Consider the following 20,162-nt stretch of genomic DNA (forward strand, 5'->3'; position numbering starts at 1 on the left):
AATCTGACTGTAATATTGTAAAAAAAACAGCTACATTGAGAACGTCATCAAGCGCAGGAAGTAACTACGGTGAAGCTGTCTGACAGCCAATTTGAACAAGCCATACGCCAATTGAGGCAGGCACCCCAGCACGGGTTTCAACAAGCTTGTATCAAGCTTGCCAAACTCGATCTGTTAGCGTGGTTAAACCAACAGCAACATAGCACCCGCGGTTATTGGAAAAATAAACATCAACAACAAGTTGCCTTTGTAGGGGCCGCTAAATCAATATTAAATCTCGAACAACTGCAGTCGGTATGCGACCAACTCGATCCGGCCAATAACCAACTCCGTTTTTATGGCGGCATTGCCTTTGCAAGGCAAAGCGCTCTTTGGTCGAGCTTTCCGCAGCGACGTTTCATCCTGCCGCGTTTCGAAATTCGTTGTGATGGTGAATATACCCGACTGTTTATTAATGCCAATTTTGAGCATCAGCCAGAACTTGAATATCAGCGTATCGAGAAAGCCTTTCGCGCCTTAAAACCCAGCCAAGCACTGCAACATGCCCCACTGAAAGCCTTAAGCCGTCAAGACCAACCTAGTCGCCAACATTGGCAGCGCTTGGTTGACCAAGTCACCAGTGAAGAGTTTCAACAGCATACCGCCAAGGTAGTGTTATCGCGACAGACCAACATTCAACTCAATGCAGAGCTCAACGCCTTCTCTTTACTCAAGCAATGGCAACAAAAAGAACAAAACTGTTATAGTTTTTTGTTTCAATTTGATGGGGTTAGTAGCTTTTTAGGCTGTAGTCCCGAACGCCTGTATTCGCGTGAGGGAAGTCAATTGGTTAGTGAAGCACTGGCAGGCACGACACCTAGAGGCAACACACCCGAGCAAGACCAACAACTGGGCGAACAATTACTCGAAGACGCCAAAAACCAATTAGAGAACCAATTGGTGGTAGATGATTTAACCCGTCGCTTAAGGGAATTGAGCCTGCATGTTCGTACACTCGATGAATTGCAGTTAGTCAAGTTAGACCGGGTACAACATTTAAAACGGCGGATCCAAGCCAAAATAAGCCCTTCTTTAGACGACCGTTCTTTATTGCAGGCTTTACACCCCACTCCTGCGGTGGGCGGCCTACCGCGTTCATCAGCAGTACAATTTATATTAAAAAATGAAGGTTACGCTCGCGGCTGGTATGCTGGAGCGGTTGGCTGGCTAAGCGGAGCCCAAAGTGAATTTTCAGTGGCAATCCGCAGCGCACTGGTCACGCCTCAGCATTTAAGTACCTTTGCCGGTGCTGGGATTGTTGCTGGCTCACAAGCCGAACAAGAATGGCAAGAACTGAATCATAAAATCGCCACGGTACTGCAGTTAGTAGATGAGGACGCGCTGCTTGAAAAAGAACATTAATATTGCCTGGGCTGAGTGGTTAATAGAAGACTGCGTACGCCACGGTATTGAGCACTTTTGCATTGCACCGGGCTCTCGCTCAACCCCCTTAACGTTAGCGGTGGCCAATCACCCCAAGTGCATTAGCCATTGCCACTTTGACGAGCGAGGCTTAGGCTTTTTTGCTTTAGGTGTGGCCAAAGCAAAGGCACAAACTGTGGCGCTAATCACCACCTCTGGCACCGCGGTGGCTAACTTATATCCAGCGGTCATAGAGGCTAAGCAAAGCGCCGTTCCGCTGCTGGTTCTTAGCGCAGACCGCCCCCATGAATTAATTGCGGTAGGCGCTAACCAAGCGATAGAGCAGTTGGGTATTTTTGCTAACTATCCGGTATATCAAGCGCAACTGGCCGAACCCAGCTTAAGTCTCTCACCACGAAGCATGCTAACAGAGCTTGGCCATGCCTTAGCGGTGCAGCAACAGACTACCGGTCCGGTGCACTTAAATTGCCCCTACCGTGAACCGTTTTACCCTGAACAGGCGCAACAAGATCTTCGCCAGCAAGCGAATGAACTCGCGCCTTGGCTCGCAGGATCGCAGCCTTACTATCAACAACTCAGCGCTGAGCCGCTAGCGCCCCCTGCCAGTGATTGGCATCAACTAAAGATTGAGAGCAAAGTACTGGTCGTGATCGGCCAACAAGCAAGAGAACAAAGCCAAGCCATTATCGCTTGGGCTCAACAGGCTGGCTGGCCAGTAGTAGCCGATTGTCAAAGCCACTGGCAACAAAGTGACACTCGCAAGGGAATTATTAGCCAAGCAGAATTGTTACTCGCCAATCAGCACTTTGCACAGCACGCTGACGCCGAATTGATTATTCAGTTTGGCGGTAAATTAGTCTCTAAACGCCTAAACCAATGGCTAGCGGCATCAAACGCAAGGCATTACTTGATTGATACGCTACCACAGCGAATAAATTCCGCTCACAGAGCACAACAACGTTGGCAGTGCCAAGCCAAGTCATGGTTAGCCGCTCATCCGGTAACAAGTGGCTTATCCAATGCCCACTACTTAGAGTTATGGCAAGCTGCCCAGCAACAACTAGCGCCTGTGATTAATCGCGCTCTAGTCGATTATTCTGAGCTAGCAATATGTCAGCAAATATCTCGATTACAAGCAGATAATACCGCGCTATTTATGGGGAATAGTATGATAGTGCGTATGTTTGAGTTGCTTGGGCAAGACTGTAAAGCCAAACACTACTTTAGCAACCGTGGAGCCTCTGGGATTGATGGCCTACTCGCTACCAGTAGCGGAATTAACCAAGCGCTGCACACATCCACTACCTTGGTGATTGGCGATACCTCTCTTCTACATGATTTAAACTCTTTAGCCTTAGCCAGTCGCTGTCAGTCTAATTTAATCATCGTGCTATTTAATAACCAAGGTGGAGAGATCTTCAAGCTGCTTCCCGCGCTTGCTGAGCCAAATAAGCACCACCAATTGGCCAATGACTATTACCAGCTCCCTCATAACACTCAGTTTGCAGCGGCGGCTAACACCTTTAACTTACCTTATCTTAAAGTCGCTAACATCGAGCAGTTTGTCCAAGCCTTTAAACACTCCCAACAGCAACCAGGTGCCAGTTTAATTGAGGTAAGTTTTACCTCTGGGGATGCCAGCACCCGCTATAAAAATTTAATCATAGAGGTGAGCTCTAAAGATGCACTTTAGTGTTTATGGCCAACACCAACTTCCTTGCTTGGTATTACTGCACGGCTTTTTGGGCAGCGGTAGTGACTGGCGCGCAGTCATCGCAGCGCTAAGCCAGCACTATTACTGTGTCACTATAGATATTCCCGGACATGGAATGAGCGCCCAACAACGCTTAAAACCACGAGCCGCTTTTAAAGACTTTAGTCATCAACTAAGTGCCTGCCTTAAAAGGTTAAAAGTCACGCACTATAGCTTGCTCGGCTACAGCTTAGGCGGCCGCCTAGCCCTGCATCACGCCTTGTTAGCCCCAAAAGGTTTGCAACAGTTGATTATTGAGTCAGCACATACCGGGTTAAGCGATGACCAAGAGCGAAAGCAACGCTTAGACCACGATAAAAAGTGGGCTGAACGCTGGTTAACAGAACCCTTGGAGAAACTGTTAGACGATTGGTACCAACAAGGCATATTTGCCAATTTGTCCAGCGAGCAGCGCCAGCAACTAATAACCAAGCGTAGCCAGCAAGATCGACAAGGCATCGCAGCCACCCAAGTGGCATGTAGTGTCGGTTTACAGGCTGATCTCGCTCAACAACTGGGTCGACTGAAAATGCCACTAGATTTTATTGGCGGTAGCCTAGACAATAAGTACCAAGGCTTAGCTAAACAGCTATCGCAAAACACGCCTAGCCTGCGTTGGCACAGCATTAACAACGCCGGGCACAACTGCCACTTTGAACAACCGACACTGTTTCTTCAGCAACTGTCCCAGTGTCTTAAAAACCATAGAGAATAGAATGACTAAGATTGATAACTCCGCTGTAAATTGGTTGAATGCCGACAATGGATACAGCGATATCCGCTACCACAAGTCACGCTGCGGCATCGCCAAAATTACCATTAATCGCCCTCAAGTACGCAATGCTTTTACCCCCTTAACGGTACAAGAAATGATGCACGCCTTACACGATGCGCGAATTGACCCAGAGATTGGCGTCATCATTTTAACCGGTGAAGGTGAGCTAGCATTCTGTTCGGGTGGCGATCAGTCAGTACGTGGAGATTACGGCGGTTACAAAGACGATCAGGGCACCCATCACCTCAATGTGCTAGATTTCCAACGGCAAATTCGCACTTGTCCGAAACCGGTGGTTGCCATGGTAGCGGGATACGCAGTGGGCGGCGGTCATGTATTGCATATGATGTGTGATTTAACCATTGCCGCCGACAATGCTAAATTTGGCCAAACAGGGCCCAAAGTGGGTTCATTTGATGGCGGCTGGGGTGCCAGCTACATGGCGCGTATCGTCGGCCAGAAGAAAGCCCGTGAAATTTGGTTCTTGTGTCGCATGTACGACGCCCAAGAGGCCTTAGACATGGGCTTAGTAAACACCGTAGTGCCCTACGCCGAACTGGAAAAAGAAACCGTGCAATGGTGCAGAGAAATGCTTCAGAACAGCCCAATGGCACTGCGCTGCTTAAAGGCAGCGCTCAATGCTGACTGCGATGGCCAAGCAGGCTTACAAGAGCTTGCTGGGAATGCCACTATGCTATTCTATATGACAGAAGAAGGTCAGGAAGGGCGTAATGCCTTTAATGAAAAGCGGCCGCCAGAATTTAGTAAATTTAAGCGGAACCCTTAATTAACAAAAGAATCAATTGATCATATTGAGCTTCCGATGATAGATTGAGAGGGGTAAGCATATGGCTTACTCCCATTCTAAAATGTAGAGGATTAAAGGCATGTTATGTCACTGGAAAAGTGCCACGCTAAGCCGTTATAGCCAAGCGTTAACCAAACCCTTGCAGCTTGGGCCTCTACAAATAAGCCATCGACAAGGCTTATACCTAGACATTCAATTTAGCGATGGTCGAATTGGTCGGGGAGAAATTGCCCCCCTGCCTGGCTTTAGTGATGAGAATTTAGCCCAAGCAGAGCAACAAATCATCGACTGTTTGCAAGGACATACCCAACGCAAACTGTATCCCAGTGTGGCCTTTGGTCTAGATTGTGCGATGGCAGGCCTACCACCTGAATCGCCAATTCAAGTGGCTTACCCCCTATTAACGGGTGATTTAACTGACTGCCAGCAAGTACTTAACAAAGGTCATATTACGCTGGCCAAACTCAAAGTGGCTCGGCACTCTCCGAAACACGACATCCAGCTGATTCAACAATTACAACAACAATACCCCTCACTCACCTTGCGCTTAGATGCCAATCAAGGGTGGATTTGGAACCAAGCTGTTTTTGTTTTAGAAAGTATCGATTTAAGCCGAATTGAATACGTTGAAGAGCCACTAAACAACAGTCAACAATGCGCTATGCTAGCTGCCCGCACTCAAGTAGGTATCGCATTAGACGAAACCTTGCAAGATAGCACTTATCGCTACCACTACTTTGAAGGTTTACGCTGTTTAGTCATCAAGCCCAGTTTAGTCGGATCTTGGCATCGCACCATTAATCTGATTGAACAAGCCAGCGCTGATAAGGTTAAGTGCGTATTAAGCTCAGCCTGCGAAACAGAAACAGGGCTGGCTTGGATCCAAACCCTAGCCAAACAATACACTCCTGATGAAGCGCCAGGCTTAGACACTTTTAAAGCCTTTGCTGACACCCCCCGCGAGATAGAACTCATTCAAGAGTTTACACATAGCCGTTAAGCACCACCAGTCACCCGCTAAAGTTCGGTTAATAGAAGGGAGATTGCTGATAACTACCTGGTGGCATTTTTTACTAACAATCAGAAAGTTAAACACAAACACTTGAACTAACACCGGCTACCGCCATGCTTTTTTGTCGCCAAAAAATAAGCCACTCAAGCAAAACTGTGACTCAACTATAGTGCCAATGCGTAATAAGCACGCCCCACAGGAAAACGTTTTCTTGAGGTGTGTCACAAAGTGTTACTTTATGTGAATAAACATCATGCCTGAACAAAAAAGCATCATTGGCGATTATTTTTCATACGCCTAGTCTGGATGCTGAGGAATGGTTATTGGGATGACCTCTTCACCCTACATTTAGCTAAAACAAAATAAAACAAGCTATAAAGCAAGGAGCAAAAATATGAAAAAACTGATCACTCTACTGTGTACAGTGGTATTGGCGATGTCTGCCCCAGTATTTGCGAAAACTGTAAAAATTGGCCTAGCAATAGACGACCTTCGTTTAGAGCGCTGGCAAAAAGACCGCGACTTTTTTGTTGAGAAAGCAGAAGCTCTCGGCGCCAAAGTATTTGTTCAATCATCAAACAGTAATGAAACCGCCCAGATATCGCAGATAGAGAACATGATTTCTCGCGGTGTGGATGTCTTAGTTATCATTCCTTACAATGGTAAAGTACTGTCAAACGTAATTGCTGAAGCCAAGTCAGAAGGCATTCAAGTATTGGCCTATGATCGTTTAATCAACAACGCTGACATCGACTTCTACCTATCTTTTGATAATGAAAAAGTCGGTGAACTACAAGCTGAAGCACTGATTAAGCATAAAGCAGACGGTAACTTCTTCTTAATGGGTGGGTCTCCGGTAGATAACAATGCCAAATTGTTCCGCCAAGGCCAAATGAACGTATTACAACCGCTGATTGATAAAGGCGACATTAAAGTTGTTGGTGATCAATGGGTAGATGGTTGGTTAGCTGAAAATGCCCTTAAGATTATGGAAAATGCGCTCACTGCCAATGACAATAATATCGACGTAGTAGTGGCCTCAAATGACTCGACGGCGGGAGGTGCAATTCAAGCGTTGGACGCTCAAGGTCTTGCAGGTAAAGTGTTCATTTCAGGTCAAGATGCCGATTTAGCCGCAAGTCGCCGAGTTGTTGCAGGCACCCAAACCATGACTATCTACAAACCGATTAAATTATTGGCTACCACCGCGGCAGAACTCGCCGTTCAAATGGCCAATGGTGAAATGCCAGAGTCTAACTCTAGCTTAAACAACGGCACCAAAGATGTTCCTTCATACTTACTCACACCAATCCCAGTAGATAAAAGCAATATTGACGCGACCGTCATCGCTGATGGCTTCCACGCTAAATCGGATGTTTACCAATAAACATTTTTTCACTTAGCAGTTAGAAAGGGTGGGCACTACCCGCCCTTTTTATTAGGAGCAATGATGAGTCAAACTAGCTTATTGGTGATGTCGAACATCGTCAAAAAATTCTCCGGAGTGATTGCCTTAAATGGGGTTAACTTTGATTTAGAGCGCGGCGAAGTCGTATCACTTTGCGGCGAAAATGGCTCGGGTAAATCCACCTTAATGAAGGTGCTTACCGGTGTGCACCCTTATGGCAGTTATGAAGGTCAAATTCAATACAAAGGCGCTCCGCTTACGTCTTCCTCCACCAGAGATAGCGAAGCCAAGGGCATTGCAATCATCCACCAAGAGCTCACTCTAGTCAAAGAGCTGTCGATACTAGAAAACATTTTTCTTGGTGCTGAGATCTGCAGTTATGGTGTGCTGGATCACAGCGCGATGTTTAAACAAACCGAAGCCTTACTGCAACGGGTCAAACTAGACGTGTCACCCGATACGCCGATTCGCGAATTAGGGGTTGGCCAACAACAATTAGTTGAAATAGCCAAAGCCTTATCTAAAAATGCCGAAATATTGGTTTTGGATGAGCCTAGCGCCCCTCTCACGGAATCTGAAACTCGCGTTTTACTGGATATCGTTAAACAGCTACGTAACGAAGGGGTTAGCTGTGTTTATATCTCGCATAAGCTGACCGAAGTAAAAGAGATCTCTGATCGTATTTGCATTATTCGCGATGGCGAACATATTGGTACACAAGACGCTAAACACATGAGTACCGATGACATTATTAGCATGATGGTCGGTCGAGAACTTAAGCAACTGTTTCCACGTGAAGAGCATCCCATTGGCGATGTTATTTTAAAGGTAGGTCCCGTAAATGCGCAATTAAGCAAAACCGCCAACTTAAAGCAAGTTGATAGCGTTAGCTTTAGTCTACGTAAAGGCGAGATTCTGGGAGTCGCTGGTTTAGTTGGCTCTGGCCGAACGGAGTTAATGCAATGCTTATTTGGTTCCTACGAAGGTATTTACCAATGCCCAGTAGAACTAAACGGCAACCCCATAAAAATTCGCCATAATCGCGACGCGCTCGCTCATGGTATCGCCATGGTGCCAGAAGATCGTAAACGGCATGGCATCATACCGATAATGGGGGTAGGTCAAAACATTACCTTGGCAGGTTTAAATATGTTTGCAGGGCTGGCTCAAACCGTAGATGAATCCGCGGAACAAGCTGCCATCGATGAGTCTATTTTACGGCTAAAAGTAAAAACAGCCTCCCCTGAACTTGCCATAAAAAGCCTCAGTGGCGGCAATCAGCAAAAAGCGATTTTAGCCAAATTTCTATTACTGAAACCACGAATTCTGATCCTCGACGAGCCCACCCGAGGAATAGATGTTGGCGCCAAATATGAAATTTATAAGTTGATGTATCAACTGGTTAAACAGGGCATTAGCATCATCATGGTATCTTCAGAACTTCCCGAAGTATTAGGAATTAGTGATCGAGTTCTAGTGATGCATGAAGGGAAATTAAAGGGTCTATTAGACAATCAGAACCTAAGCCAAGAAATGGTGATGGACTGTGCGCTGGCCGAGGAGTAACAACATGTCTAGTCAAGAAACCACCATCAGTAATACTGCCACCAAAGGAAGCCTGATGGACAATATTAAAAAAATGAAGCTACAGGTATTAGTTATGTTTGCGGCAATTGCCGTCATTATGCTGTTTTTCTACTTTGCCACTGACGGTAGCTATCTCACTCCGCGTAATATATCTAACTTACTGCGCCAAACCGCAATTACAGGCATATTGGCGATTGGCATGGTGTTTGTAATCATCTCCGCTGAAATTGATTTATCGGTAGGCTCAATGATGGGTTTATTAGGCGGAGCGGCGGCTATCATGGATGTTTGGTGGCAATTACCACTGCCATTAACCATTGTTCTTACCTTGATAGCGGGCTTTTTATTAGGCCTATGGAACGGTTGGTGGATAGCTTATCGTAAGGTGCCTTCTTTCATTGTCACCTTAGCGGGCTTATTGGCATTTAGAGGCATATTGATTGGGATTACCGGTGGCAGCACCGTAGCGCCCACCACTCCAGAGATGTCGATCATTGGTCAAAGTTACTTACCTGATATGTTTTCCATGATTACAACGGTGGGAGCCTTGGCTGTATTTTTTGCCTGGCAAGGTAAACTCCGTAAGAACCGCACTTCTCATCAGCTAAGTAATACGCCGGTGACTGGCGATATTTTCAAGTTTGGTCTAATTGCTATCTTTGCGCTTGGCACGGTATTACTACTGAATGATTACCGTGGCGTACCCACTCCGGTATTACTACTGGTGGTATTGATGTTTATCGCCGCTTTCATGGCGAAGAAAACCGCTTTTGGTCGGCGCATTTATGCCATCGGCGGTAACTTAGAAGCCAGTCGTTTATCGGGTATCAATGTTGAACGAACAAAGCTAAGTGTATTTGCGATTAACGGCTTGCTAGTGGGTGTTGCCGCCCTTATCTTAGCATCACGCCTAGGAGCGGGTTCCCCCTCTGCAGGTAACATCGCGGAGTTAGATGCTATTGCAGCCTGTGTGATTGGTGGCACCAGTTTAGCAGGTGGCGTAGGCACGGTGTTTGGAGCAGTAATAGGGGCCTTTATCATGGCCAGTTTAGACAATGGCATGAGCATGATGGATGTTCCCACCTACTGGCAGTCAATCATCAAAGGGAGCATCTTGCTACTGGCAGTATGGATGGACGTAGCCAGTAAAAAACGCGCCTAGAAGCTTAAGGGTAAAGCGGTTGAGGCTGCTTTACCCTTAAGGGTTGCCAATAGATACCGATGTCACCGAAATTGCAGATCCCGCTTAGTAAATCCCACCCCACAGCCACTTTTAGACATATCATTTCGCCAATACTGCTTACTCAACCGAGAGTGTGTGCTCTATCACACTACCATTGACTAATGAGCTACAGTATCTATTTTTCTAAGCAGATCACAATTTGTAATACAATACTATAGTAACTTATTTGCATTAACTAAGACTCAGGAAAAGATAGAATGAAAAAAATCCACCTTAGCTTGCTAGCCTTCAGTGTATTAACGGGTTCCGCTTACGCTACAAGCCCTTCAATGCAAGATCTTACCGCCAAGCTTGACCCCAAGGCAGCACCCGCAGAGAATTTTGATCTATCAAATTGGAAAATCACCCTACCTGAGCTCACTAAAGAAGGCTCCCGTAAAGGTAAAGCCTTAGAAATCGACAAGCATCGCTTAGCAGACACCAAAACGCCGTATATCCACCCTGAGTGGTTCTATACCAATGAACAAACCGGTGCTTTAGTATTCGTGTCACCTAATGAAGCCCCTACCACACCTAACAGTAAAAATACCCGCAGCGAATTACGCGCGATGCTGGCTGAGCATTATGGTGAACCGAAGAATAACTTTGTGGTGGCTTCTCACCCAGAGGCAAAAGAATATGGTGCCATTGGCGGTCAATTAAAAGCCACCTTGTCGGTTGACCAAGTCAGTACCAGCGGCAACCCTAAAAAAAATGGGGCTTATGCTGTCGTCATTGGTCAAATTCATGGGTCAAAAAACGAACCTTTAAAGATATCTTATCGAAAGCTGCCTGAGCATGAGTACGGTTCATTAAGTTGGAACTACGAGCTAAATCCGACTAAAGAGCTGCAGAATGCCAAAGATGAAAATGGTAAAAAACTGCGTAAAGACATTCGTCATGATGTTTTTGGTAAACACAATCTACGCCAAGGTGCTGCAGACCCCAAAGATGGCATCAAGCTAGGTGAAGTCTTCGCTTATGAGGTGAATGTTAAAGGCGATATCATGCACCTCACCTTCATCAAAAACCCAGGTACTGCTGAGGAATTAAGTAAAACCTATGATATTGACCTTACCAAGGGCAACTATCAAGGGCACGACGTTGACTTAGGTTATGGGCAGGACTGGATGTATTTTAAAGCTGGCGCTTATAATCAATGTAACACCAAAAAGAGTAGCTCAAACTGTGAATGGCGCGGAATGGAAGCAGGTGATTACACTCAAGCTAGCTTCTATCAATTAGAGCTTAACCAATAATCCAAGCTCGTCGCCTTACTATACGCGATGTAAGCCCCGCGTGGTGAGTCAGCAATGCACTAAAACTTACTAAGCCAGAACCTAGGTTCTGGCTTTTTTTATTAAAATATTAACTAGGCTTAACGATTACCTCAATAAACTCTGCCCAAGAGAAGCTAAGATAGTCAGATGACTATGCATAGCGCTACTCCTCACGGTGACTATCAACTATATTTGCGTGATAATCTATTAATAGCCAGCGCTCAAGGGCCTTGCCCCCCTCTGCCATAATTTTTGTCGTGACTTCATACAACTCGGTAAATCATTACGCCAGCCCTGGGCACACATGGTATTACTGAACAATAGGAACTAGCGGTACCTGAAGTGGAACAAGAGATTTGCCAATTACAGCAATGGTGTATTAAAAAAGGCATGAGCCATGTGGCTCAGGTATTCAGCTTTTCACCGCTGAAGGCATTTCAACTGCAGCGCATGCTCCCTGAAGAACAACGTTACCAGAAAGGAGGTGGCTTCAGCGGCTGAGCCAACAAGGATTTATCAGCGCCACTTCGATTATGTCGCCTGAACCAATCTATAAGGACTTTTCAAAAGCGTAATAGCTGTATTGATTTCGACCTTTTGCTTTAGCTCTATACATTGCAACATCCGCATTGCGTATCAATACCTCAGGATCCTGCCCATCTACTGGGTATAAGCTAATACCGATGCTCGCATGAACCGGCTGAGGTTGAGGCCCTAAGTTAATTTCTTGCGCTAAACGACGTAACACTTTGCTGGCTATTTCAGAGGCATCCTGGCCTTCTTTAATGCCCTCTAAGGCCAACATAAATTCATCGCCGGCAAAACGGGCAACACAGTCTTCAGCCCTTACCGTGTCGTGTAATACTTTGGCCACTTGTTTCAACAGTCTGTCCCCGACATCATGACCAAAACTATCATTAATTTGCTTGAAATTATCTAAGTCGATAAATACCACTGCAAGCGTGGTATTGTGCCGCTGAGCTCGATGTATCATAGATTTTAGCTGCTCGATAAATAAGCCGCGATTAGGCAAATCAGTCAAACTATCGTGGCTTGCCATATAGCGAAGGTGTATCGCGTTATTCTTTAATTCATCTATTTGAGTGTTTATTTGTTGTGACATTGAGATAAAGGTATTAGCTAACAGGCCGATCTCATCGCTACGCTGACTAGGTAAAAGCTTAGTCACAGGTATTTCTCCAGCCCTGTATGCTTGCACTACCGAGACCATATTGCGAATCGGTCGTGATAATACCCTAGCAAATAACAATGAGGTAAGTAGGCCTAGTAAACTCAAGGCTAAACTCACCTTAATCATCGAACCCGCTAAGGAATCAATAATCGCGCCCAAGGTAGGCAAGGGACTGGCTAAACCCATTACCGCTAACCGTTGACTCGCGGGCGGCCCATAGAATAGAGGCGTAAACGACACCGCTCGCTGATAGCGAATATCAGTTGAAGAATCTAATACGTAAGTTAGGGCTTGGTAATTATCGAACATACTTTCCATTCTCGGAAAGTCATGTTGAATCAAATAGCGATGGCCAAAGTGAAAACCAAATTGTTTATCAGGGTTAGGATTAACCAAATAATCTCCCTGTTGATTTGCTAAGTATATTTCTACACCCTCGGGCAAATCGGCTTGCAACTGGCTAAATAAATTTTCTAAACCAACATTGATGACAATTAAGCCGATAGTTTGGCCGTCAATATGCACAGGCGCGGCAACTTTCAGGGTGGGTTGGTGTAGGCCAAGCTCTACCCCCCGCTCGGTATGAATATCAATAGCAGAAAGATAGACATCTCCTGCAGGTAAACGCAGTGTTCGAAATACGTAAGGGTAGTGAGATTTTTCTTCTAATAAACTGTCTTCAATGGCCACTAAACCATCACGAAGCCGGTCAACTCTAACCAGTTCTTTTCCAAAGTCTGCCGCACTAATAAAGCGAATTTGAAAATACGAAGGGTTAAGTCGCAGCTTTTGTTTAAAAATGTCGCTTAGCTGTTGACGGGTATCTTTAGAATATCGAGTTGTTTGCGGGATAGCACTCAAGAACAAGGTATCCTTTACTATTTCATCGATGGTTCGAATAAATCCACGGGTTAATATTTGAGTTGTTGTTGCTAATTCGCGTTCGGCGCTTTCTGCTAATAAACCGCGACTTTCATGATAACTGACGGTGGCAGTAACAATGGAAGCCAAAATACCAAACATAGCAAACCAAAGGCCAAAGCGCAGAGAGATAAACCTGCTCATGGTAGTTCCATCATTTGCAGAGTGTTTCCACTGATGATGTTTTGCCAAAAATGACTACGTTGCGGCTGGTCTTCTACCTGTTCCAACCAAATAATTTTATCCTCAGCCACACTGCGTTGATCTTGAACGATAGTATTTGCTAGGCCTTGTCGTTCGGTCAGCAATTGGCTCACTGATTTTTCAAGCGTGAAATTGATCCATTGGTGAGCCAACTCTCGATTTTGTAAACCACTCGATAACACCCAACAATCAAGCCAAGCTAGCGCCCCCTCTTCAGGGATCACATAACCTATATTAGCACCCGCGTCCTCTAGTTTTTTCAATTGCTGTGCACCATAGTTGGCAAATACTAAGGCCACCGATTCCTGATTAAAATAATCCAAGGCCTCTTCAGGAGAGCGATAAAAAGTGAGCACATTGCGACGTAAGGCAAGCAAATGTTGCGTGCTTTGCTGAAACTGAGCGGCGGTAAGTTGAAAAGGATGATCGAACCCCAAAGCCATAGCCGCCAAGGAATAATTATGGGCGCTGCCATTGTAAGCCAAAATTTTTGCTTGGTACTTAGGGTCCCAAAGAACCTTCCATGATTGCGGGGGTTCGGAGAAAAAATCTTTGTTATAAATCAGGCCCATTTCTGAATAAGTGTAAGGAACGGCGTATACCGCATTACCTCTAGTCGCTCCAGGAATAGCTTTTATGGTTCTAAATCGGGGCAGTTGGTTAGCTAAATTAGGGATATTTTCAAGGTCTAAAGACAGGGCCAAGCCTGCATCAATATAGCGTTGCAACTCAGCAGTATTTACCGCAAATACATCGTAATTCGCACCGTTTTCATGGGCCATACGCAGCCACATGTCATCATCGCTGGTTATGTAACTCACCTTAACACTTACTTGATAACGCTGTTCGAATTCGGCCACTACATCAGCGTCGGCGTAACCAGGCCAAGCCAATACCCGCAAATCAACGGTTTCAGCCCAAACGTGCCAACTAGTGATATAGCCAAGTAGCAACACAGATAAAAATCGTAACATTCCTTGTTTCCTGAAGTTCTAAGTCCTTGTAAATCTATCATCCACACTCTTATATACCGCTATTCAGTATACGTTTATCAAAGCAATTGTGAATTAAAAGTTAAACGTACGTTTAAACTTAACTTCCACAAAAAGGTGGCTATTAGTAATGACCAACGCCTCGCATTACCCCACCCAATATACCAAATACTAGACTGCCAATGATGGATAAAATAATAAAGGCAGGGATCGACGCAATAGCAGCTTTCACCATAAACACTACCATAGACCAAAATGGCAATTTGATATCCACAATAGTAACCGCTTGATTATTATGATCTTCCATTATCATTCCTTAGTACATAACCGACTTATTTAGTTTAGTTCAAATAATCAATCGTAAGTACTCAATCTCCTTTAGATTGCAAAGCTTGGCCAAGTAATTCGAAGTAAGCAAGTGCAGCCTCACCAATAAGACGTAAATGCTCAGGTTCAGGGTAAGCGCCCGCTTTAGCCAATTCTGTTTGTTTGGTGCCACTAACCAAGTAACTATTTTTAATGTCTGTTCGGCTTTGAATCCACGCCTCAAAGGCGCGCGCCATCATTTCTGTGGGCAAACTAAAATAACGACGACGCAATTGTTTATCCAGCGTCACTGAACGACTCACGAAAGCATTGAGGTTTTGTCCATCGGGGCTAAGTAATACCGCCGCAAATAAACGATCTAGTCGAAGATTAAGCAGATGTTGATGTTGTGCGTCGTTGGCTAACCACCGAGTTGAAGCAAACTCATTGCGTTGCGCGGCATCGGTAAATAACTTGTTTGCCATATAATGGTCAAAGGCGTGCCACCACTCATGGGCTAAGGCGCCAGCCCCTGCATGTTTAGCTAAGGCAAGGGTACGACTCGCCGGAGCATAGTGGGCTTGAACATTTTGCTGGCCACCGGTGCCAAAGGCTAAACGTAAGCTGCCTCGCAGCCCCAAAGCATACGGAGGCAAATTCAATAGAAAAGCCAAATCAGCTAAGGCATCAAAAATAAGGCTCGCCGCGCGTGGTTTCTCTGCTGTAGTCACCCAAGCCCCTACGGCTAAACCTTCAAAACCAAAGGTGTGTTTTATATCGGCAAAATCCACCGCATCACCATGACGATAATCAGGGCCGCGCCGATAGTAGTCGCGATATAGGCCTATAGACTCATGATTGTCTGGCATTTTATAGCAAGGTTAACTACGTGTTTACTTTGGGATTAGGCCCAAACTGATTAGCCTCAGATTGGCTGTCTGAACAAAAGAAAAACAACAAGGTCAGTACACCAATGATTGGCAATAGTAAGATAAACAGCCACCAGCCACTGCGGCCGGTGTCGTGCAGCCTTCTTATAGCAACTCCCATTGAGGGCAATAACACGGCCAGCGCATAAATCCCCCCCAACAAACCTAAGCCTAGTTGAGGATTAACCGTTCCGCTGACAGTGTCAATCCAGCTAAATACCACACCAAACACACTGTTAATTAATACAAACATCCAATACTCTTTGCGCCTAGCACGCCCGCTAAACACCATGTATTGTTTTAGTACACCAAAATACCAATTCATCATTTTGCTCCATATAAAATTTGCAATAGCATCATTGGGAGGTTTCACTAAGCCTAGGCTTGATATTATACGTGGATTATTTATTACACGAAGAAAAATAGCAGTGAGGGAATGAAACGAAGGGTAGAATGTAAATATTTAGAGAAACGTCAGTGAGTAAACAACAAAAACATAGAAAAACGTTAAAGCCTAGTCCATCAGGCTCTAAAGAAAAATAGCTTTTTTAGAAGCGGTAACCCAAGCCTAACCAACCAACGGTATCTGAGTCACTTATTCCTGCGTATGAACCACCATTTGGATTCATATGATTAACTTTCACGTAAGGTGTCCAACCACTTTGATGATGATAACTGAAGATAACTTCATGCTCATTGGCTCGACCTGAATAATCTAATTCTGTACCCGCGTAAATACCATCATCATCTAGATTATGATGAGTATAATCGTATGTTAGCTGCCAACCCGTATTGCCAAAAGTATAAGCTGCCCCTAACATAATTTTTCCATTCGTGAAGTCGCTAGAATCCGCCACATTACCAGCTACATCGACTTGCTGCCCCTTGCCTTGCTCCCAACCTAGACCCGCGCTAAGCGAAAAGTCATCGTTCACATTCATTGTTAAGTGAGCTTCAACTAACAAGTAGTTATCATCTGAAAGATCCACTTCATAATCATCGTTTACTGGTGATGAAAATTGACCATACTCGGCCATAAATGTCATATATTTGTTAGCGTCAATTGCGACGTCGACCTCATAGGCCAAGGCAGCCCAACCTTCACTATCGCCCATAATAGCTAAAGTAGCATTCTCATGAATTTCAAGGGCCACACCCATTTCGAATACATCATCAGTACTATATTCGATGTAAGCTGAATCCATACCAGCGAAAACTGCAGTCGATAAAAAAGAAGCTGACACAGTTAGGGCCACTAAAGACTTTTTCATTATATTATTTACCTTATTATTTATTCGCGCTGCAAATAAGACTCACAGCGACATTGGAATTGTTGAAAAACCTTGAGGATGATGAACAAGTGGCAAACGGGAGCGGTGATGAATAAGCATTAGCTACTCTATTCACTTCAACAATAACCCGCATTTGCTTGATTCATCATCAACCAAGAGATTCATTGTTCCATGTAGCTCAAATGTGAGTAAGTAAGGTAAATGAAAAGTATTGTTTCACTAAATGAGATAGTTATCTTCAACAAAGCTAAGTTGATGAAACCACACTGAGCCTATGTAACTTCATAAACAATAGGGAATTAACTAGCGACTATTTAAAGTGCTTGGCTCAATAAAACATTACCGTCTATAAAATCAACATAATGCTGAATACTAGGTAAGCAATCATCCAGATGATGGGTAACATAAACCAAATGGCTCAAGTTATGTTTGGCCACTAACTCAAGTGCATTTAGTACGGTTCTACGATGTAGAAAATCTAAACCCTGGCAAGGTTCGTCTAATAGCAATAGTGTGGGGGCTTTAACTAAGGCTCTAGCAATAATCAATAGGCGCTGCTGCCCATAAGATAAGGACTTAAAATAATGTTTTTCTAGATGACCCATACCAAATAACTGCAGCCATAAACGCGCTTTTTCTATCTCTAATTCACTCGGTTTTTGATAGACACCGATGGAGTCAAACAAGCCCGACAATACAACCTCTAAAGCACTGCAATTAACCCGATATTGGAGATGTAAGCCAGCAGACACCATGCCGATGTGCTGCTTTATATCCCAAATACTCTCCCCTGTGCCACGTTGGTAACCCAACACTTCAATTTGATTGCTGTAACACTGCGGATGGTCACCAAAAATAAGGTTTAGTAATGTGCTTTTTCCACAACCGTTCGGGCCTCTAATTTGCCAATGTTGCCCCGGCGCAATACGCCAATTTAAATCGCTAAAGATCGGCACACCAGCATAGGTGACTTTACCTTGCTGAATAGAAAACAGCACTTGGGGTAAATCTGGCTGATGATGGTGTCGAAGAGCGTCTATAATAACGCTTGATTGTCTGCTTGCTTGTTGTTCGAGGCTTTGTCTCTCTGGGTGAGTCAACCATTGCTCTGTAGTTAATTGTTGACTCAAACCCTGCTCATCTAATACTGCTACATGACTAATAACCGAAGGTAATTCCTCATCTCGCGACGTAATTATGACTAATTGACAACGTTTAGCTAGTTGCTCTAGTAAGATCAGTAATTGCTGTTGATGGGTCAGATCTAAACCAGCGAATGGCTCGTCGAGAATTAATAACTGAGGCTCGTCTAACAGAGCTAAAGCAAGCATTAAACGACGCGTTTCACCGGTAGACAATAAGCGAAAACCTCGAGTCATCAAGCTTGTTAAATCACACTGCTGAACAACATTCGCCATGTGCTGAGTGTTACGAGCCTTACGGGATAATAGCTCGGCGACACTGTGGCCAACATCAACCTGATCGGTAAAGTCACTATCATCTTCTGCTAATTCTTGCGCTAATAAGGCTTGTTGCTGCTCTAACGAGACCAACCCGACTCGTTCAGGGCGACCACTATAGCGGCCTTGTTCGGCATCTAAATCACCGCTTAGCCACGCCCCAAGTAGCGACTTACCACTACCACTATGGCCAAAAATGGCCCAATGTTGGCCATGTGCCAACTCCCAGTGCTTAATGCTAAGTTGTCGCTCACCGGCGACTAAGCGTAAATCGTCAATAATCATTAAGTACCGCCATCCCAAAGTCTTACATATATTAGTCACTATCTTCGCCTAGACTAAAGCATTAATACACCGTAATTGGTAAACCCTTACGCTGAACTAGACTAAATCTAACGACGTTTGAATGATTAATCCTAATTCACAGGTCTGATAGGAAAGATAAATGCAACAGGAAGTGCGACACCGTGACTGAACCCTTAAATAGTAAGCCATCATCTCCTTACGTATCACCAGGAATGCCCGCGCTGGATATGAATGGTAAAACCACTTCTTTCTTTGAATTTTGGCCCACTTGGGCGGTGTATATTCCGGTAGTGCTGCAATGGTTAGTGCTTAGTGTACGCCACCGCTCTCTTACCCTGCCTCTATTAGCCAACCCCAAATTACCGCTGGCGGGTATGGTTGGAGTAGGGAAAAGTGAGTTGTTAATACAAGCCACCGGCAGTTGTGATAAGGCTGTACTACCGTGGCTAAAAGTTAATCGTAGTGGCGCGCCTTTAGCGCGCCAAGTGGAAGATTTACTACAAATAATGCAACAACGCGGGCTACAGTTTCCTTTAGTCGGTAAGCCTGACATTGGCTGCAGAGGCGCAGGAGTAAAACTACTTCACAATCGCCAGCAACTGCAAGATTGCTTAGACAGTTACCCTATGAATTCGGCTATGCTGCTGCAAAAACTGGCCAGCTATGAAGCAGAAGCCGGCGTATTTTTTGTACGCCACCCCGATCAGCCAGCCGGGGAAATTATCTCTCTTGCCTTAAAATACACCCCTTATGTGGTGGGTGATGGGCAATCTAGCCTTAAACAACTAATTCAATCCGACCCGCGCGCCAGTGACTTACAGCACCTCTATTTAAGCCGTCACCAAGACAAGTTGGAGGAGATAATCGAGCAAGGCAAGCCCTACAAATTAGTATTTTCAGCCAGCCATTGTCGCGGGGCCATTTTCAGGGATGCCAATCAATTAATTACCCCTGAACTGAACGCCGCCATCAATAAAATGATGGCTGACTTACCGGAATTTTATTATGGGCGAATGGACATTAAATTTGCCGATATCGAGCACCTTCAACAGGGTAAAGATTTAGAGATTGTGGAAATAAACAGCGCGAGTTCAGAGTCTTTACATATATGGGATAGGAAAACGCCCTTCAGCGAAGCGATGCGTTCTTTACTCTTTCAATATAAAACGCTGTTTGAGCTGGGCGCTGCTAACCGTAAACGAGGTTACCAACCACCCAAGCTTAAAGAGTTACTGGTCCGCTGGAAACACGAGCGCGAGCTAACCGCCTATTATCCCGAAACGGATTAAGGAA

The 20,162-nt window shown here is 44.9% G+C and carries 18 protein-coding genes; 11 read left to right on the forward strand and 7 right to left on the reverse strand.

Going from position 1 to position 20,162, the window contains the following annotated elements:
• Nucleotides 1-69 precede the first annotated feature (69 nt).
• From M0C34_RS19560 to M0C34_RS19605, 10 genes are all read left to right on the forward strand, one after another.
• Nucleotides 70-1,401 (forward strand): isochorismate synthase, encoded by a 1,332-nt coding sequence (locus M0C34_RS19560; protein ID WP_248713333.1) that lies wholly within the window; start codon nucleotides 70-72, stop codon nucleotides 1,399-1,401.
• Complete coding sequence (gene menD / locus M0C34_RS19565) at nucleotides 1,385-3,115, forward strand: 2-succinyl-5-enolpyruvyl-6-hydroxy-3-cyclohexene-1-carboxylic-acid synthase (RefSeq protein WP_248713334.1); 1,731 nt, start codon at nucleotides 1,385-1,387, stop codon at nucleotides 3,113-3,115. Before M0C34_RS19560 ends, menD begins: the two co-directional genes overlap by 17 nt.
• On the forward strand, nucleotides 3,105-3,890 hold the full coding sequence (menH, locus tag M0C34_RS19570) for a 2-succinyl-6-hydroxy-2,4-cyclohexadiene-1-carboxylate synthase (protein ID WP_248713335.1): 786 nt from the start codon (nucleotides 3,105-3,107) through the stop codon (nucleotides 3,888-3,890). The genes menD and menH overlap by 11 nt, the downstream gene beginning before the upstream one ends.
• Nucleotide 3,891: 1 nt before the next feature.
• The gene (gene menB / locus M0C34_RS19575) at nucleotides 3,892-4,737 is read left to right on the forward strand and encodes a 1,4-dihydroxy-2-naphthoyl-CoA synthase (protein WP_248713336.1); all 846 of its coding nucleotides are present in this window, start codon (nucleotides 3,892-3,894) and stop codon (nucleotides 4,735-4,737) included.
• Nucleotides 4,738-4,837: 100 nt separating this feature from the next.
• Nucleotides 4,838-5,758: an o-succinylbenzoate synthase gene (gene menC / locus M0C34_RS19580; RefSeq protein ID WP_248713337.1), complete on the forward strand. Its 921-nt coding sequence runs from the start codon at nucleotides 4,838-4,840 to the stop codon at nucleotides 5,756-5,758.
• Nucleotides 5,759-6,164: 406 nt separating this feature from the next.
• The gene (gene xylF / locus M0C34_RS19585; RefSeq protein WP_248713338.1) at nucleotides 6,165-7,157 is read left to right on the forward strand and encodes a D-xylose ABC transporter substrate-binding protein; all 993 of its coding nucleotides are present in this window, start codon (nucleotides 6,165-6,167) and stop codon (nucleotides 7,155-7,157) included.
• Between the two features lie 60 nt (nucleotides 7,158-7,217).
• Entirely contained in the window at nucleotides 7,218-8,744 is a 1,527-nt protein-coding gene (locus M0C34_RS19590; RefSeq protein WP_248713339.1) for a xylose ABC transporter ATP-binding protein, read from the forward strand.
• A 4-nt stretch (nucleotides 8,745-8,748) separates the two neighbouring features.
• Nucleotides 8,749-9,927: a sugar ABC transporter permease gene (locus M0C34_RS19595; RefSeq protein ID WP_371923094.1), complete on the forward strand. Its 1,179-nt coding sequence runs from the start codon at nucleotides 8,749-8,751 to the stop codon at nucleotides 9,925-9,927.
• Between the two features lie 278 nt (nucleotides 9,928-10,205).
• A complete protein-coding gene (locus M0C34_RS19600) occupies nucleotides 10,206-11,246 on the forward strand; it encodes a polysaccharide lyase family 7 protein (protein ID WP_248713340.1) in 1,041 nt (346 codons plus the stop codon).
• A 363-nt stretch (nucleotides 11,247-11,609) separates the two neighbouring features.
• Nucleotides 11,610-11,768 carry a hypothetical protein gene (locus M0C34_RS19605; protein ID WP_248713341.1) on the forward strand — a complete coding sequence of 53 codons (159 nt, stop codon included), beginning with the start codon at nucleotides 11,610-11,612 and terminating at the stop codon, nucleotides 11,766-11,768.
• A gap of 49 nt (nucleotides 11,769-11,817) precedes the next feature.
• Here the strand turns inward: M0C34_RS19605 and M0C34_RS19610 are convergent, their stop codons facing one another.
• The 7 genes from M0C34_RS19610 to M0C34_RS19640 all read right to left on the reverse strand — a co-directional run bounded on the left by M0C34_RS19610 (nucleotide 11,818) and on the right by M0C34_RS19640 (nucleotide 18,848).
• Nucleotides 11,818-13,524 carry a GGDEF domain-containing protein gene (locus tag M0C34_RS19610; RefSeq protein ID WP_248713342.1) on the reverse strand — a complete coding sequence of 569 codons (1,707 nt, stop codon included), beginning with the start codon at nucleotides 13,522-13,524 and terminating at the stop codon, nucleotides 11,818-11,820.
• Complete coding sequence (locus M0C34_RS19615; protein ID WP_248713343.1) at nucleotides 13,521-14,558, reverse strand: extracellular solute-binding protein; 1,038 nt, start codon at nucleotides 14,556-14,558, stop codon at nucleotides 13,521-13,523. The genes M0C34_RS19610 and M0C34_RS19615 overlap by 4 nt, the downstream gene beginning before the upstream one ends.
• A gap of 142 nt (nucleotides 14,559-14,700) precedes the next feature.
• On the reverse strand, nucleotides 14,701-14,883 hold the full coding sequence (locus M0C34_RS19620; RefSeq protein ID WP_248713344.1) for a hypothetical protein: 183 nt from the start codon (nucleotides 14,881-14,883) through the stop codon (nucleotides 14,701-14,703).
• 61 nt (nucleotides 14,884-14,944) lie between these two features.
• Nucleotides 14,945-15,751 (reverse strand): CLCA_X family protein, encoded by an 807-nt coding sequence (locus M0C34_RS19625; RefSeq protein ID WP_248713345.1) that lies wholly within the window; start codon nucleotides 15,749-15,751, stop codon nucleotides 14,945-14,947.
• Nucleotides 15,752-15,767: 16 nt separating this feature from the next.
• Nucleotides 15,768-16,136 (reverse strand): DUF805 domain-containing protein, encoded by a 369-nt coding sequence (locus M0C34_RS19630; protein WP_248715670.1) that lies wholly within the window; start codon nucleotides 16,134-16,136, stop codon nucleotides 15,768-15,770.
• Nucleotides 16,137-16,359: 223 nt separating this feature from the next.
• Nucleotides 16,360-17,082, reverse strand: coding sequence for an outer membrane beta-barrel protein (locus tag M0C34_RS19635; protein ID WP_248713346.1), 723 nt, complete (start codon nucleotides 17,080-17,082; stop codon nucleotides 16,360-16,362).
• Nucleotides 17,083-17,417: 335 nt separating this feature from the next.
• A complete protein-coding gene (locus tag M0C34_RS19640) occupies nucleotides 17,418-18,848 on the reverse strand; it encodes an ATP-binding cassette domain-containing protein (protein ID WP_248713347.1) in 1,431 nt (476 codons plus the stop codon).
• A 182-nt stretch (nucleotides 18,849-19,030) separates the two neighbouring features.
• On the opposite strand from M0C34_RS19640, the gene M0C34_RS19645 reads away from it, so the two are divergent.
• Entirely contained in the window at nucleotides 19,031-20,158 is a 1,128-nt protein-coding gene (locus M0C34_RS19645; protein WP_248713348.1) for an ATP-grasp domain-containing protein, read from the forward strand.
• Nucleotides 20,159-20,162 lie beyond the last annotated feature (4 nt).

Source organism: Agarivorans sp. TSD2052, assembly GCF_023238625.1.
Taxonomy (GTDB): Bacteria; Pseudomonadota; Gammaproteobacteria; order Enterobacterales; family Celerinatantimonadaceae; genus Agarivorans.

Coding starts and splice junctions, on each gene's coding strand:
- menH (WP_248713335.1), top strand. CDS start 3,105: ATGCACTTTAGTGTTTATGGCCAACACCAACTTCCTTGCTTGGTATTA.
- menB (WP_248713336.1), top strand. CDS start 3,892: ATGACTAAGATTGATAACTCCGCTGTAAATTGGTTGAATGCCGACAAT.
- menC (WP_248713337.1), top strand. CDS start 4,838: ATGTTATGTCACTGGAAAAGTGCCACGCTAAGCCGTTATAGCCAAGCG.
- xylF (WP_248713338.1), top strand. CDS start 6,165: ATGAAAAAACTGATCACTCTACTGTGTACAGTGGTATTGGCGATGTCT.
- M0C34_RS19590 (WP_248713339.1), top strand. CDS start 7,218: ATGATGAGTCAAACTAGCTTATTGGTGATGTCGAACATCGTCAAAAAA.
- M0C34_RS19595 (WP_371923094.1), top strand. CDS start 8,749: ATGTCTAGTCAAGAAACCACCATCAGTAATACTGCCACCAAAGGAAGC.
- M0C34_RS19600 (WP_248713340.1), top strand. CDS start 10,206: ATGAAAAAAATCCACCTTAGCTTGCTAGCCTTCAGTGTATTAACGGGT.
- M0C34_RS19610 (WP_248713342.1), bottom strand. CDS start 13,524: ATGAGCAGGTTTATCTCTCTGCGCTTTGGCCTTTGGTTTGCTATGTTT.
- M0C34_RS19615 (WP_248713343.1), bottom strand. CDS start 14,558: ATGTTACGATTTTTATCTGTGTTGCTACTTGGCTATATCACTAGTTGG.
- M0C34_RS19620 (WP_248713344.1), bottom strand. CDS start 14,883: ATGGAAGATCATAATAATCAAGCGGTTACTATTGTGGATATCAAATTG.
- M0C34_RS19625 (WP_248713345.1), bottom strand. CDS start 15,751: ATGCCAGACAATCATGAGTCTATAGGCCTATATCGCGACTACTATCGG.
- M0C34_RS19630 (WP_248715670.1), bottom strand. CDS start 16,136: ATGAATTGGTATTTTGGTGTACTAAAACAATACATGGTGTTTAGCGGG.
- M0C34_RS19635 (WP_248713346.1), bottom strand. CDS start 17,082: ATGAAAAAGTCTTTAGTGGCCCTAACTGTGTCAGCTTCTTTTTTATCG.
- M0C34_RS19640 (WP_248713347.1), bottom strand. CDS start 18,848: ATGATTATTGACGATTTACGCTTAGTCGCCGGTGAGCGACAACTTAGC.